We start from the raw sequence: 14,034 nt of genomic DNA, 5'->3' as shown, positions 1-14,034 counted from the left end.
CATGTCACAAGTTACTCAAAATAAAGTTGTTGCTGCCCCGGTGCCTATGACACCGCTGCAGGAGTTCTGGCACTACTTCAAGCGTAACAAAGGCGCAGTGGTTGGTCTGGTGTATGTCATCATCATGCTGATCATTGCGGTTTTCGCGAATTTCCTGGCACCGTATAACCCGGCGGATCAGTTCCGTGACGTGCTGCTTTCCCCGCCAGCCTGGCAGGACGGCGGCACCTTTGCGCATCTTCTGGGAACGGATGATGTAGGCCGTGATGTGCTATCTCGCCTGATGTACGGTGCGCGTCTGTCGCTGCTGGTCGGCTGTCTGGTGGTGGTACTGTCGCTGATTCTGGGCGTTATTCTCGGACTGGTTGCCGGTTACTTCGGTGGTTTGATCGACAACATCATCATGCGTGTGGTTGACATTATGCTGGCGCTGCCAAGCCTGTTGCTGGCCCTGGTGCTGGTGGCGGTGTTCGGACCCTCGATAGGTAACGCGGCGCTGGCGCTGACGTTCGTCGCGTTACCGCACTATGTGCGATTAACCCGAGCGGCGGTGCTGGTCGAAGTGAACCGCGATTACGTCACCGCGTCTCGCGTAGCGGGCGCGGGCGCAATGCGTCAGATGTTCGTCAATATTCTCCCGAACTGCCTTGCGCCGCTGATCGTTCAGGCGTCGCTTGGTTTCTCTAACGCCATTCTCGATATGGCTGCTCTTGGCTTCCTGGGCATGGGTGCGCAACCGCCAACACCGGAGTGGGGCACAATGCTCGCCGATGTGTTGCAGTTCGCGCAAAGCGCCTGGTGGGTCGTCACCTTCCCGGGTGTTGCGATCCTACTGACGGTGCTGGCATTTAACCTGATGGGTGATGGTCTGCGTGATGCACTTGATCCCAAACTGAAGCAGTAAGAGGCACGAGATGGCGTTATTAAATGTAGATAAATTATCGGTGCACTTCGGTGACGTTGGATCCGAATTTCGTGCCGTAGACCGTATCAGCTACAGCGTGAATCAAGGTGAAGTGGTTGGCATTGTCGGTGAGTCTGGTTCCGGTAAATCGGTCAGCTCGCTGGCGATCATGGGACTGATTGATTATCCAGGCCGCGTCATGGCGGAAAGTCTGGAGTTTAACGGCCAGGATCTGAAGCGTATCTCCGAGAAGCAGCGCCGCCAGTTGGTGGGTGCTGAAGTGGCGATGATCTTCCAGGACCCAATGACCAGCCTGAACCCTTGTTACACCGTCGGTTTCCAGATTATGGAAGCGATTAAAGTGCATCAGGGCGGCAATAAGAAAACCCGTATCCAGCGTGCGATTGACCTGCTCACGCAGGTGGGGATTCCCGACCCGGCCTCGCGTTTGGATGTTTATCCGCATCAGCTCTCGGGCGGGATGAGTCAGCGCGTGATGATCGCCATGGCGATCGCATGTCGACCAAAACTGCTGATTGCCGATGAACCGACGACGGCGCTGGATGTAACCATTCAGGCGCAAATCATTGAACTTCTGCTGGAGTTACAGCAGAAAGAGAATATGGCGCTGGTTCTGATTACGCATGATTTGGCACTGGTCGCGGAAGCCGCACACAAGATCATTGTGATGTATGCCGGGCAAGTGGTGGAAACCGGAAGCGCGAACGCGATATTCCGCGCGCCGCGTCACCCGTATACGCAGGCGCTATTGCGTGCGCTGCCGGAGTTTGCTCAGGATAAAGCGCGTCTGGCGTCACTGCCGGGTGTCGTCCCGGGCAAATATGACCGCCCGACGGGTTGTCTGCTGAATCCGCGCTGTCCGTATGCAACGGATAAATGTCGTGCCGAAGAGCCAGAACTCTTCACGCTGAATGACGGTCGTCAGTCTAAATGTCATTACCCACTCGATGATGCCGGGAGGCCTACACTATGAGTACGCAAGAGGCCGCCAAACAACAACTTTTGTTGAAGGCCATCGACCTGAAAAAGTATTACCCGGTGAAGAAGGGGATTTTCGCCCCTGAGCGCTTGGTCAAAGCATTGGACGGGGTGTCATTTACCCTCGAGCGCGGCAAAACGCTGGCCGTGGTGGGTGAGTCCGGCTGTGGTAAGTCAACGCTAGGTCGTCTGCTGACGATGATTGAAATACCTACCGGTGGCGAGCTGTATTATCAGGGTCAGGATCTGCTCAAGCATGACCCGGTAGCGCAGAAACTGCGTCGCCAAAAAATCCAGATCGTGTTCCAGAACCCGTACGGTTCGTTGAACCCACGTAAAAAAGTGGGACAGATTCTGGAAGAGCCGCTGCAAATTAACAGCACGCTCAATAAAGAGCAGCGCCGCGAAAAAGCATTAGCGATGATGGCGAAAGTGGGGCTCAAAACCGAGCACTACGATCGCTACCCGCATATGTTCTCGGGTGGACAGCGCCAGCGTATCGCGATTGCACGTGGGTTGATGTTGGATCCCGATGTAGTCATTGCGGACGAACCTGTTTCTGCACTCGACGTGTCCGTACGTGCGCAGGTACTGAACCTGATGATGGATTTGCAGCAGGATCTGGGTCTGTCGTACGTGTTCATCTCCCATGACCTGTCTGTGGTCGAGCATATCGCCGATGAAGTGATGGTGATGTATTTGGGCCGTTGCGTGGAGAAGGGGACGAAAGATCAGATCTTCAATAATCCTCGTCACCCGTATACGCAGGCGCTACTCTCGGCAACACCGCGCCTGAATCCGGATGAGCGCCGCGAGCGTATCAAGCTGACCGGCGAGCTGCCAAGCCCGCTGAATCCGCCACCGGGATGTGCGTTCAACGCCCGTTGCCGTCGTCGCTTTGGACCGTGCACGCAGTTGCAGCCACAGTTGAAAGAGTATGGCGGTCAGTTGGTTGCCTGCTTTGCGGTCGACCAGGATGAAAACGCCGAGAAGCCGCAAGCATAATGCGTAAACAAAAAAACCGGCGATAATCGCCGGTTTTTTTATGTCTGCACATTTGCTATTTCCGCAACCGCACCTGGTCAACGGCGTGATTCTCACTCTTGGTCAGAATCAGGCTGGCGCGCTCACGTGTCGGCAGGATGTTCTCTTTCAGGTTCACGTAGTTGATCTCATTCCAGAGCGCGGTAGCGACATTGACGGCTTCGGCTTCGGAAAGCTGAGCGTAGTTATGGAAGTAAGAATCAGGATCGGTGAATGCCCCTTCGCGGAACTTCAGGAAGCGGTTGATATACCAGTTTTGCAGCAGATTCTCGGGTGCGTCGACATATATAGAGAAGTCGACGAAATCGGAGACAAAGACATGGTGCGGGTCATGGGGATAATCCATGCCGCTTTGCAAAACATTTAACCCTTCCAGAATCAGAATATCTGGCTGGGCAACAGTTTTATCCCCATCGGGGATACGATCGTAAATAAGGTGAGAGTAAACCGGTGCCGTGACGTTCGGCACGCCTGACTTCAGATCGGAAACGAATTTCACCAGTCGGTGCATATCATAAGAAAGCGGAAAACCTTTCTTCTTCATTAGACCGCGTTCTTTTAACACCTCGTTCGGGTGCAGGAAGCCATCGGTCGTTATCAACTCCACGCTGCGATGTTCTGGCCAACGGCTCAACAGTGCCTGCAAGACGCGTGCGGTGGTGCTTTTACCTACCGCCACGCTGCCTGCAATGCTAATGATATAAGGAATACGTTGCCCATTGGTACCGAGGAACTGTTCCAGTACGGCCTGGCGGCGCAGGTTGGAGCTTATATAGAAGTTAAGCAAGCGGGACAGGGGCAGATAAATCTCGGCAACTTCTTCCAGCGACAGATCTTCGTTTATCCCTTTTAAACGCGCGATTTCACCTTCCGTCAGCGTCATGGGAACCGAATCACGCAGGGCGGCCCACTGGCTGCGGTTAAATTGAAGATAAGGTGTCATTAACGATTGCTCTTTTTTGCTCATAAGCAGGCTTCAGTGAACCATTTATCTGCGCATTCACGAACTGTCGCAGGTAATAGCCCATCACTTAGTAGTTAATTTTGGACAATGGGCAGGAGGTTAACACCAGATGACGCGAATAATAAGAAAAAATATAGGCGAGTAACGCCGAACGCGGAGGGCATCACGGTACGCTTTAACGGTGTATTTGGGCTCGCAGTGCTGAAGATTTAGCCTGCTTTGCATGAAATAACAGCGTTTTTCCCTGTTTGCGCACAAAATGTGAGCGAATGAACAATTTATGCAATTTTTTAGTTGCATGACTGCCCATGTCTCCATAAAATGCGCGCTACTTGATGCCGACTTAGCTCAGTAGGTAGAGCAACTGACTTGTAATCAGTAGGTCACCAGTTCGATTCCGGTAGTCGGCACCATCAAGTCCGGTGGGGTTCCCGAGCGGCCAAAGGGAGCAGACTGTAAATCTGCCGTCACAGACTTCGAAGGTTCGAATCCTTCCCCCACCACCACTTTCTGGCAGCGTAATCGCCGCCTGAGCTGGCTAAAATATTAATCAGCTCAAACATAAAAAGAGAGAAATCTCTTTTTTGTTACAGAAAGAACTGGGTAGCCGAGTTTCAGGATGCGGGCATCGTATAATGGCTATTACCTCAGCCTTCCAAGCTGATGATGCGGGTTCGATTCCCGCTGCCCGCTCCAAGACGTGCTGATATGGCTCAGTTGGTAGAGCGCACCCTTGGTAAGGGTGAGGTCCCCAGTTCGACTCTGGGTATCAGCACCACTTCACTTCTCCCTCCCGTTTCTCTCTGTTAACTTTTAAAAAACATTCAACAGTTCAGGCATTTTGCTTGGTTGATGTGGTGATATCACCGATTTATCCGTGTCTTAGAGGGACAATCGATGTCTAAAGAAAAGTTTGAACGTACAAAACCGCACGTTAACGTCGGTACTATCGGCCACGTTGACCATGGTAAAACAACGCTGACTGCTGCAATCACTACCGTTCTGGCGAAAACCTACGGTGGTTCTGCTCGTGCATTCGATCAGATCGATAACGCACCAGAAGAAAAAGCTCGTGGTATCACCATCAACACTTCCCACGTTGAATATGACACCCCGTCCCGCCACTACGCACACGTAGACTGCCCGGGCCACGCCGACTATGTTAAAAACATGATCACCGGTGCTGCTCAGATGGATGGCGCGATCCTGGTTGTTGCTGCGACTGATGGCCCTATGCCACAGACGCGCGAGCACATCCTGCTGGGTCGTCAGGTAGGCGTTCCTTTCATCATCGTGTTCCTGAACAAATGCGACATGGTTGATGACGAAGAGCTGCTGGAACTGGTTGAAATGGAAGTGCGTGAACTTCTGTCTCAGTACGATTTCCCAGGTGATGATACTCCAATCATCCGTGGTTCTGCTCTGAAAGCGCTGGAAGGCGAAGCAGAGTGGGAAGCTAAAATCGTTGAACTGGCTGGCTACCTGGATTCTTACATTCCGGAACCAGAACGTGCTATCGACAAGCCATTCCTTCTGCCAATCGAAGACGTATTCTCCATCTCTGGTCGTGGTACTGTTGTAACCGGTCGTGTAGAGCGCGGTATCGTCAAAGTTGGCGAAGAAGTTGAAATCGTTGGTATTAAAGAGACTGCTAAGTCTACCTGTACTGGCGTTGAAATGTTCCGCAAACTGCTGGACGAAGGCCGTGCTGGTGAGAACGTTGGTGTTCTGCTGCGTGGTATTAAACGTGAAGAAATCGAACGTGGTCAGGTACTGGCTAAGCCAGGCTCAATCAAGCCGCACACCAAATTCGAATCTGAAGTTTATATTCTGTCCAAAGATGAAGGCGGCCGTCATACTCCGTTCTTCAAAGGCTACCGTCCACAGTTCTACTTCCGTACAACTGACGTGACCGGCACCATCGAACTGCCAGAAGGCGTAGAGATGGTAATGCCTGGCGACAACATTCAGATGGTTGTTACCCTGATCCACCCAATCGCGATGGATGACGGTCTGCGTTTCGCAATCCGTGAAGGCGGCCGTACTGTAGGCGCTGGCGTTGTAGCTAAAGTTATCAGCTAATCGCTGATAACATTTGACGTAATGCGCATTAAAAGGGCATCATTTGATGCCCTTTTTGCACGCTTTCGAACCAGAACCTGGCTCATCAGTGATTTTTTTTGTCATAATCATTGCTGAGACAGGCTCTGTAGAGGGCGTATAGTCCGAAAAGCTGCAGTGCATTTCGGCTTGGCTCGCCTCGCAATCGCGGGGTGAAAATGTTTGTAGAATTCTTCTGACAGGTTGGTTTATGAGTGCGAATACCGAAGCTCAAGGGAGCGGTCGCGGCCTGGAAGCGATGAAGTGGGTTGTTGTGGCCGTGCTGCTGATCGTGGCTATCGTTGGCAACTTCCTTTATCGTGACATGATGCTGCCGCTGCGTGCGCTGGCCGTAGTAATTCTTATTGCTGCAGCGGGTGGTGTCGCGCTGTTGACGACAAAAGGTAAAGCGACAGTTGCTTTTGCCCGCGAAGCGCGAACCGAAGTTCGCAAGGTCATTTGGCCTACTCGCCAGGAAACATTGCACACCACGCTGATCGTGGCAGCGGTGACTGCTGTAATGTCACTGATCCTGTGGGGACTGGATGGTATTCTGGTTCGCCTGGTCTCCTTTATCACTGGCCTGAGGTTCTAAGATGTCTGAAGCCCCTAAAAAGCGCTGGTACGTCGTTCAGGCGTTCTCCGGTTTTGAAGGCCGCGTAGCCACTTCGCTGCGTGAGCATATCAAATTACACAATATGGAAGAGTTGTTTGGCGAAGTCATGGTCCCGACTGAAGAAGTGGTCGAGATACGTGGTGGCCAGCGCCGCAAAAGCGAGCGCAAATTCTTCCCAGGTTACGTGTTGGTCCAGATGGTGATGGACGACGCAAGCTGGCACCTCGTGCGCAGCGTACCACGCGTAATGGGCTTTATCGGCGGCACATCCGACCGTCCAGCTCCAATCAGCGATAAAGAAGTTGATGCGATTATGAACCGCCTGCAGCAGGTTGGTGATAAGCCGCGTCCTAAAACGCTGTTTGAGCCGGGTGAAATGGTTCGTGTTAGTGATGGTCCGTTTGCTGACTTCAACGGCGTGGTTGAAGACGTGGACTATGAAAAGTCCCGCCTGACAGTTTCCGTTTCTATCTTTGGTCGTGCGACCCCGGTAGAACTGGACTTTGCCCAGGTCGAAAAAGCCTAGTAGCCGAGTAAAAAAGCGACGATTTAATCGTTGCACAGGGCGCGAGATTGGAATACAATTTCGCGCCTTTTGTTTTTATGGGTTACGCCCGTAAAACGAATTTTATCACGGGGAGCCTCATCGAGGCGCTATAACCCAATTAGAGGATTTTAGAATGGCTAAGAAAGTACAAGCCTACGTTAAGCTGCAGGTTGCAGCTGGTATGGCAAACCCGAGTCCACCAGTTGGTCCAGCACTGGGTCAACAGGGCGTTAACATCATGGAATTCTGTAAAGCGTTCAACGCCAAAACAGAATCCCTGGAAAAAGGCCTGCCAACTCCGGTTGTCATCACCGTTTACGCTGACCGTTCTTTCACCTTCATTACCAAGACCCCGCCGGCAGCAGTTCTGCTGAAAAAAGCGGCTGGTATCAAGTCTGGTTCCGGTAAGCCGAACAAAGACAAAGTTGGTAAAATTTCCCGCACTCAGCTGCAGGAAATCGCGCAGACCAAAGCTGCCGACATGACTGGTTCCGACATTGAAGCGATGACTCGCTCCATTGAAGGTACTGCACGTTCCATGGGCCTGGTAGTGGAGGATTAAGAAATGGCTAAACTGACCAAGCGCATGTCCGTAATTCGTGACAAAGTTGATGCGACCAAACAGTACGACATCACCGAAGCAATCGCACTGCTGAAAGAACTGGCTACTGCTAAGTTCGTAGAAAGCGTTGACGTTGCTGTTAACCTCGGCATCGATGCTCGTAAATCTGATCAGAACGTTCGTGGTGCAACTGTACTGCCAAACGGTACTGGCCGTTCCGTACGCGTAGCTGTATTTGCTCAGGGTGCAAACGCTGAAGCTGCTAAAGCTGCAGGCGCTGAACTGGTAGGTATGGAAGATCTGGCTGATCAGATCAAGAAAGGCGAAATGAACTTTGACGTTGTTATTGCTTCCCCGGATGCAATGCGCGTTGTTGGCCAGCTGGGCCAGGTTCTGGGTCCACGTGGCCTGATGCCAAACCCTAAAGTTGGTACTGTAACCCCTAACGTTGCTGAAGCGGTTAAGAACGCTAAAGCAGGTCAGGTTCGTTATCGTAACGACAAAAACGGTATCATCCACACTACCATCGGTAAAGTGGACTTCGACACCGAAAAATTGAAAGAAAACCTGGAATCCCTGCTGGTTGCGCTGAAAAAAGCGAAACCTACTCAGGCTAAAGGCGTGTACATCAAGAAAATTAGCCTGTCCACCACTATGGGCGCAGGCGTTGCAGTAGATCAGGCTGGCTTGACTGCTGTAGCAAACTAATACCTTTACGTGGGCGGTGGATTTGTCTACAATCTTCCCCCCATGTTTGCTAACAAAAGTTAGCAGGTAAAAGAATTGTTCGTTGGAGCCTGGCCTGATCCAGGCCTCCGTCGAAGACCGCAGGTGTCTCGCAAGAGGCTTAATCCCCTGCGTAGACGGTGACAGAACGCTAAGATTATTTCTGATACTCTGGCTTGTTTCTGCTCACCGTATTAAGACGCTCTTTTCTTTGAGAAGAGTGAAGTGAGTTCCAGGGCATGAGCCCTGGCAAACATCCAGGAGCAAAGCTAATGGCTTTAAATCTTCAAGACAAACAAGCGATTGTTGCTGAAGTCAGCGAAGTAGCCAAAGGCGCGCTGTCTGCAGTAGTTGCGGATTCCCGTGGCGTTACTGTGGACAAAATGACTGAACTGCGTAAAGCAGGTCGCGAAGCCGGCGTATACATGCGTGTTGTTCGTAACACCTTGCTGCGCCGTGTTGTTGAAGGTACTCAGTTTGAGTGCCTGAAAGACGCGTTCGTTGGTCCGACCCTGATTGCATATTCTATGGAACACCCGGGCGCAGCTGCTCGTCTGTTCAAAGATTTCGCGAAAGCGAATGCAAAATTTGAGGTCAAAGCCGCAGCCTTTGAAGGTGAGTTGATCCCGGCATCGCAAATCGATCGCCTGGCTACACTGCCGACCTACGAAGAAGCAATTGCACGCCTGATGGCAACCATGAAAGAAGCTTCGGCTGGCAAACTGGTTCGCACTCTGGCTGCTGTTCGCGATGCGAAAGAAGCGGCTTAATAGCCGTTATCTTTATAAAGCATTCGCTTACGTATAAACTTATTCTGATTTTCAGGAACAATTTAAATGTCTATCACTAAAGATCAAATCATTGAAGCAGTTGCAGCTATGTCCGTAATGGACGTTGTAGAACTGATCTCTGCAATGGAAGAAAAATTCGGCGTTTCTGCTGCTGCTGCTGTAGCTGTTGCTGCTGGCCCAGCTGAAGCTGCTGAAGAGAAAACTGAATTCGACGTTATTCTGAAAGGTATTGGCGCGAACAAAGTTGCAGTTATCAAAGCTGTACGTGGCGCAACTGGCCTGGGTCTGAAAGAAGCTAAAGACCTCGTTGAATCTGCTCCAGCCGCTCTGAAAGAAGGCGTGAGCAAAGATGACGCAGAAGCACTGAAAAAATCTCTGGAAGAAGCTGGCGCTGAAGTTGAAGTTAAATAAGCCAACCCTTCCGGTTGCAGCCTGAGAAATTAGGCTGATGGCTGGTGACTTTTTAGTCACCAGCCTTTTTGCGCTGTAAGGCGCCAGTAGCATTTCACACTGTTTGACTGCTGGCTGTCCTGACAATGCTTGTTTCTATCGACGTCTTAATATACTGCGACAGCCTGACAGGCTGTGTAAATTGCAACGAAATGGTTTAAGCGTGATAGCAACAGGTATTGCGGAAAGTATTCAATTTTCCGATCAACAAAATGGTGTTGCACAAACTGTCCCTCCGTCGGGCAGATGGGTCGACTTGTCAGCGAGCTGAGGAACCCTAATGGTTTACTCCTATACCGAGAAAAAACGTATTCGTAAGGATTTTGGTAAACGTCCACAAGTTTTGGATATACCTTATCTCCTTTCTATCCAGCTTGACTCGTTCCAGAAGTTTATCGAGCAAGATCCTGAAGGGCAGTATGGTCTGGAAGCAGCTTTCCGTTCCGTATTCCCAATCAAAAGCTATAGCGGTAATTCTGAGCTGCAATATGTCAGCTACCGTCTTGGCGAACCGGTATTTGACGTTCAGGAATGTCAGATCCGTGGTGTGACCTATTCTGCACCGCTGCGCGTGAAACTGCGCCTGGTTGTCTATGAGCGTGAAGCGCCGGAAGGCACCGTTAAAGACATCAAAGAACAAGAAGTCTACATGGGTGAAATTCCACTCATGACTGACAACGGTACTTTCGTTATCAACGGTACTGAGCGTGTTATCGTTTCCCAGCTGCATCGTAGCCCGGGCGTCTTCTTTGACAGCGATAAAGGTAAAACACACTCATCCGGTAAAGTACTGTATAACGCACGTATCATCCCTTACCGTGGTTCATGGCTGGACTTCGAATTCGATCCGAAAGACAACCTGTTTGTCCGTATCGACCGTCGTCGTAAACTGCCAGCAACCATCATTTTGCGTGCGCTGCAATACACCACTGAGCAGATTCTTGATCTGTTCTTTGAGAAAGTTATCTTCGAAATTCGCGACAACAAGCTGCAAATGGAGCTGTTGCCGGAGCGTCTGCGTGGTGAAACCGCCTCGTTTGATATCGAATTCGACGGCAAAGTGTATGTGGAAAAAGGTCGCCGTATTACTGCGCGCCACATTCGTCAGCTCGAAAAAGATGACATCAAACTGATCGAAGTTCCGGTTGAATACATTGCCGGGAAAGTTGCCGCAAAAGATTACGTTGACGCTTCAACTGGCGAACTGATCTGCCCAGCCAACATGGAGCTGAGCCTGGATCTGTTGGCTAAGCTGAGCCAGTCTGGCCACAAGCGCATCGAAACGCTGTTCACCAACGACCTGGATCATGGTGCGTATATGTCTGAGACTATACGTGTCGACCCAACCAGCGATCGTTTGAGCGCACTGGTCGAAATCTACCGCATGATGCGTCCTGGTGAGCCGCCAACTCGCGAAGCAGCTGAAAACCTGTTTGAGAACCTGTTCTTCTCTGAAGACCGCTACGATCTGTCTGCGGTTGGTCGTATGAAGTTCAACCGTTCTCTGCTGCGCGATGCGATTGAAGGTTCCGGTATCCTGAGCAAAGAAGACATCATCGAAGTGATGAAGAAGCTCATTGATATCCGTAACGGCAAAGGCGAAGTGGATGACATCGACCACCTCGGCAACCGTCGTATCCGTTCCGTTGGCGAAATGGCGGAAAACCAATTCCGCGTTGGCCTGGTACGTGTAGAGCGTGCGGTGAAAGAGCGTCTGTCTCTGGGCGATCTGGATACCCTGATGCCTCAGGATATGATCAACGCCAAGCCAATTTCTGCAGCAGTGAAAGAGTTCTTCGGTTCCAGCCAGCTGTCACAGTTTATGGACCAGAACAACCCGCTGTCTGAGATTACGCACAAACGTCGTATCTCTGCACTCGGCCCAGGCGGTTTGACCCGTGAACGTGCAGGCTTTGAAGTTCGAGACGTACACCCGACTCACTACGGTCGCGTATGTCCAATCGAAACGCCTGAAGGTCCAAACATCGGTCTGATCAACTCCTTGTCCGTGTACGCACAGACAAACGAATACGGCTTCCTCGAAACGCCGTATCGTAAAGTGACTGACGGTGTTGTTACCGACGAAATCCATTACCTGTCTGCTATCGAAGAAGGTAACTACGTCATCGCTCAGGCGAACACCAACCTGGACGAAGAAGGTCGTTTCGTTGACGATCTCGTTACCTGCCGTAGCAAAGGCGAATCCAGCTTGTTCAGCAATGATCAAGTGGATTATATGGACGTTTCGACCCAGCAGATCGTTTCTGTTGGTGCGTCTCTGATCCCGTTCCTGGAACACGATGACGCCAACCGTGCATTGATGGGTGCGAACATGCAACGTCAGGCGGTTCCGACTCTGCGCGCTGATAAGCCGCTGGTTGGTACCGGTATGGAACGTGCTGTTGCTGTTGACTCCGGTGTAACTGCAGTTGCGAAACGTGGCGGTACCGTTCAGTACGTAGATGCTTCCCGTATCGTTATCAAAGTTAACGAAGACGAGATGTACCCAGGCGAAGCGGGTATCGACATCTACAACCTGACCAAATACACCCGTTCTAACCAGAACACCTGTATCAACCAGATGCCATGTGTGTCTCTGGGTGAGCCAGTTGAGCGCGGCGACGTGCTGGCTGATGGTCCGTCTACCGATCTCGGTGAACTGGCACTCGGTCAGAACATGCGCGTAGCGTTCATGCCGTGGAATGGTTACAACTTCGAAGACTCCATCCTCGTCTCCGAGCGTGTGGTTCAGGAAGATCGTTTCACCACGATTCACATTCAGGAACTGGCATGTGTGTCCCGTGACACCAAGCTGGGGCCTGAAGAGATCACTGCTGATATCCCGAACGTGGGTGAAGCTGCGCTCTCTAAACTGGATGAATCCGGTATCGTTTACATCGGTGCAGAAGTGACCGGCGGCGACATTCTGGTTGGTAAGGTAACACCGAAAGGTGAAACCCAGCTGACGCCAGAAGAGAAATTGCTGCGTGCGATCTTCGGTGAGAAAGCGTCTGACGTTAAAGACTCTTCTCTGCGTGTACCAAACGGTGTTTCCGGTACGATCATCGACGTTCAGGTCTTTACTCGCGATGGCGTAGAAAAAGACAAACGTGCGCTGGAAATCGAAGAGATGCAGCTGAAGCAGGCTAAGAAAGACCTGTCTGAAGAATTGCAGATCCTCGAAGCTGGCCTGTTTAGTCGTATCTACGCGGTGCTGGTCTCTGGTGGTGTTGAAGCTGAGAAGCTTGACAAACTGCCACGCGATCGCTGGCTGGAACTGGGCCTGACCGACGAAGAGAAACAAAATCAGCTGGAACAACTGGCTGAGCAGTATGACGAACTGAAACACGAGTTCGAGAAAAAACTCGAAGCGAAACGCCGCAAAATCACTCAGGGCGACGATCTGGCACCAGGCGTGCTGAAGATTGTTAAGGTCTATCTGGCCGTTAAACGTCAGATTCAGCCTGGTGATAAAATGGCAGGTCGTCACGGTAACAAGGGTGTAATTTCTAAGATCAACCCGATCGAAGATATGCCGCACGATGCTAACGGTACGCCGGTAGATATCGTACTGAACCCGCTGGGCGTACCGTCTCGTATGAACATTGGTCAGATCCTCGAAACCCACCTGGGTATGGCTGCTAAAGGTATCGGCGAGAAAATCAACGCCATGCTGAAGCAGCAGGAAGAAGTCGCGAAACTGCGCGAGTTCATCCAGCGTGCGTACGATCTGGGCACAGATGTTCGTCAGAAAGTTGACCTGAACACCTTCAGTGATGATGAAGTTCTGCGTCTGGCTGAGAACCTGAAAAAAGGTATGCCAATCGCAACGCCAGTCTTTGACGGTGCGAAAGAGTCTGAAATCAAAGAGCTGTTACAGCTGGGTGGCCTGCCGACTTCCGGTCAGATCACTCTGTTCGATGGTCGTACTGGTGAGCAATTCGAGCGCCAGGTTACCGTTGGCTATATGTATATGCTGAAACTGAACCACTTGGTTGATGACAAGATGCATGCGCGTTCTACCGGTTCTTATAGCCTCGTTACTCAGCAGCCGCTGGGTGGTAAGGCTCAGTTCGGTGGTCAGCGCTTCGGTGAGATGGAAGTGTGGGCGCTTGAAGCATATGGCGCGGCATACACCCTGCAGGAAATGCTTACCGTTAAGTCTGATGACGTGAATGGTCGTACCAAGATGTATAAAAACATCGTGGACGGCAATCATCAGATGGAACCGGGCATGCCGGAATCCTTCAACGTACTGTTGAAAGAGATCCGTTCCCTGGGTATCAACATCGAGCTGGAAGACGAGTAACTCTCGCTCAAACAGGTCACTG

Annotated in this window: 12 protein-coding genes and 4 tRNA genes; 15 read left to right on the top strand and 1 reads right to left on the bottom strand. The window is 51.3% G+C overall.

Annotated features, from left to right (window positions below):
- The first annotated feature begins 1 nt into the window (after position 1).
- The 3 genes from dppC to dppF are packed head-to-tail and all read left to right on the top strand — an operon-like array spanning position 2 to position 2,908.
- A complete protein-coding gene (dppC, locus tag AC07RN_RS19020; RefSeq protein ID WP_449555313.1) occupies positions 2–904 on the top strand; it encodes a dipeptide ABC transporter permease DppC in 903 nt (300 codons plus the stop codon).
- A 10-nt stretch (positions 905–914) separates the two neighbouring features.
- Complete coding sequence (gene dppD / locus AC07RN_RS19015; RefSeq protein WP_011915452.1) at positions 915–1,898, top strand: dipeptide ABC transporter ATP-binding protein; 984 nt, start codon at positions 915–917, stop codon at positions 1,896–1,898.
- Positions 1,895–2,908 (top strand): dipeptide ABC transporter ATP-binding subunit DppF, encoded by a 1,014-nt coding sequence (gene dppF, locus AC07RN_RS19010; RefSeq protein WP_478337047.1) that lies wholly within the window; start codon positions 1,895–1,897, stop codon positions 2,906–2,908. The genes dppD and dppF overlap by 4 nt, the downstream gene beginning before the upstream one ends.
- Positions 2,909–2,963: 55 nt before the next feature.
- Here dppF and coaA read toward each other — a convergent pair whose 3' ends face one another.
- On the bottom strand, positions 2,964–3,914 hold the full coding sequence (gene coaA / locus AC07RN_RS19005) for a type I pantothenate kinase (protein ID WP_449555311.1): 951 nt from the start codon (positions 3,912–3,914) through the stop codon (positions 2,964–2,966).
- A 334-nt stretch (positions 3,915–4,248) separates the two neighbouring features.
- On the opposite strand from coaA, the gene AC07RN_RS19000 reads away from it, so the two are divergent.
- From AC07RN_RS19000 to rpoB, 12 genes are all read left to right on the top strand, one after another.
- Positions 4,249–4,324 (top strand) — tRNA-Thr (locus AC07RN_RS19000).
- 8 nt (positions 4,325–4,332) lie between these two features.
- Positions 4,333–4,417: transfer RNA gene (locus AC07RN_RS18995), tRNA-Tyr, on the top strand.
- A 115-nt stretch (positions 4,418–4,532) separates the two neighbouring features.
- Positions 4,533–4,607, top strand: a tRNA-Gly gene (locus tag AC07RN_RS18990).
- Between the two features lie 6 nt (positions 4,608–4,613).
- A tRNA-Thr gene (locus AC07RN_RS18985) sits at positions 4,614–4,689 on the top strand.
- A gap of 119 nt (positions 4,690–4,808) precedes the next feature.
- Positions 4,809–5,993, top strand: coding sequence for an elongation factor Tu (gene tuf / locus AC07RN_RS18980; RefSeq protein ID WP_011915455.1), 1,185 nt, complete (start codon positions 4,809–4,811; stop codon positions 5,991–5,993).
- A 229-nt stretch (positions 5,994–6,222) separates the two neighbouring features.
- Positions 6,223–6,606, top strand: coding sequence for a preprotein translocase subunit SecE (secE, locus tag AC07RN_RS18975; RefSeq protein ID WP_011915456.1), 384 nt, complete (start codon positions 6,223–6,225; stop codon positions 6,604–6,606).
- Between the two features lies 1 nt (position 6,607).
- On the top strand, positions 6,608–7,153 hold the full coding sequence (nusG, locus tag AC07RN_RS18970) for a transcription termination/antitermination protein NusG (RefSeq protein WP_011915457.1): 546 nt from the start codon (positions 6,608–6,610) through the stop codon (positions 7,151–7,153).
- Positions 7,154–7,307: 154 nt separating this feature from the next.
- A complete protein-coding gene (gene rplK, locus AC07RN_RS18965) occupies positions 7,308–7,736 on the top strand; it encodes a 50S ribosomal protein L11 (RefSeq protein ID WP_011915458.1) in 429 nt (142 codons plus the stop codon).
- Between the two features lie 3 nt (positions 7,737–7,739).
- On the top strand, positions 7,740–8,444 hold the full coding sequence (rplA, locus tag AC07RN_RS18960; protein ID WP_011915459.1) for a 50S ribosomal protein L1: 705 nt from the start codon (positions 7,740–7,742) through the stop codon (positions 8,442–8,444).
- Between the two features lie 290 nt (positions 8,445–8,734).
- The gene (rplJ, locus tag AC07RN_RS18955; protein ID WP_007704673.1) at positions 8,735–9,232 is read left to right on the top strand and encodes a 50S ribosomal protein L10; all 498 of its coding nucleotides are present in this window, start codon (positions 8,735–8,737) and stop codon (positions 9,230–9,232) included.
- Positions 9,233–9,298: 66 nt separating this feature from the next.
- The gene (rplL, locus tag AC07RN_RS18950) at positions 9,299–9,664 is read left to right on the top strand and encodes a 50S ribosomal protein L7/L12 (protein ID WP_011915460.1); all 366 of its coding nucleotides are present in this window, start codon (positions 9,299–9,301) and stop codon (positions 9,662–9,664) included.
- Between the two features lie 319 nt (positions 9,665–9,983).
- Positions 9,984–14,012: a DNA-directed RNA polymerase subunit beta gene (gene rpoB, locus AC07RN_RS18945; RefSeq protein ID WP_011915461.1), complete on the top strand. Its 4,029-nt coding sequence runs from the start codon at positions 9,984–9,986 to the stop codon at positions 14,010–14,012.
- The last annotated feature ends 22 nt before the right edge of the window (positions 14,013–14,034 follow it).

This window comes from Lelliottia sp. GFLA7, from assembly GCF_056490165.1.
The sequence above is the reverse complement of the archived record's forward strand: the minus strand, read 5'-3'. Positions and strand labels throughout refer to the sequence as shown.

Excerpts from the sequence above, each read along its gene's own strand:
- rplL (WP_011915460.1), top strand. The coding sequence starts at position 9,299 with ATGTCTATCACTAAAGATCAAATCATTGAAGCAGTTGCAGCTATGTCC.
- rpoB (WP_011915461.1), top strand. The coding sequence starts at position 9,984 with ATGGTTTACTCCTATACCGAGAAAAAACGTATTCGTAAGGATTTTGGT.
- rplA (WP_011915459.1), top strand. The coding sequence starts at position 7,740 with ATGGCTAAACTGACCAAGCGCATGTCCGTAATTCGTGACAAAGTTGAT.
- dppD (WP_011915452.1), top strand. The coding sequence starts at position 915 with ATGGCGTTATTAAATGTAGATAAATTATCGGTGCACTTCGGTGACGTT.
- rplK (WP_011915458.1), top strand. The coding sequence starts at position 7,308 with ATGGCTAAGAAAGTACAAGCCTACGTTAAGCTGCAGGTTGCAGCTGGT.
- coaA (WP_449555311.1), bottom strand. The coding sequence starts at position 3,914 with ATGAGCAAAAAAGAGCAATCGTTAATGACACCTTATCTTCAATTTAAC.
- dppF (WP_478337047.1), top strand. The coding sequence starts at position 1,895 with ATGAGTACGCAAGAGGCCGCCAAACAACAACTTTTGTTGAAGGCCATC.
- nusG (WP_011915457.1), top strand. The coding sequence starts at position 6,608 with ATGTCTGAAGCCCCTAAAAAGCGCTGGTACGTCGTTCAGGCGTTCTCC.
- secE (WP_011915456.1), top strand. The coding sequence starts at position 6,223 with ATGAGTGCGAATACCGAAGCTCAAGGGAGCGGTCGCGGCCTGGAAGCG.
- tuf (WP_011915455.1), top strand. The coding sequence starts at position 4,809 with ATGTCTAAAGAAAAGTTTGAACGTACAAAACCGCACGTTAACGTCGGT.
- dppC (WP_449555313.1), top strand. The coding sequence starts at position 2 with ATGTCACAAGTTACTCAAAATAAAGTTGTTGCTGCCCCGGTGCCTATG.
- rplJ (WP_007704673.1), top strand. The coding sequence starts at position 8,735 with ATGGCTTTAAATCTTCAAGACAAACAAGCGATTGTTGCTGAAGTCAGC.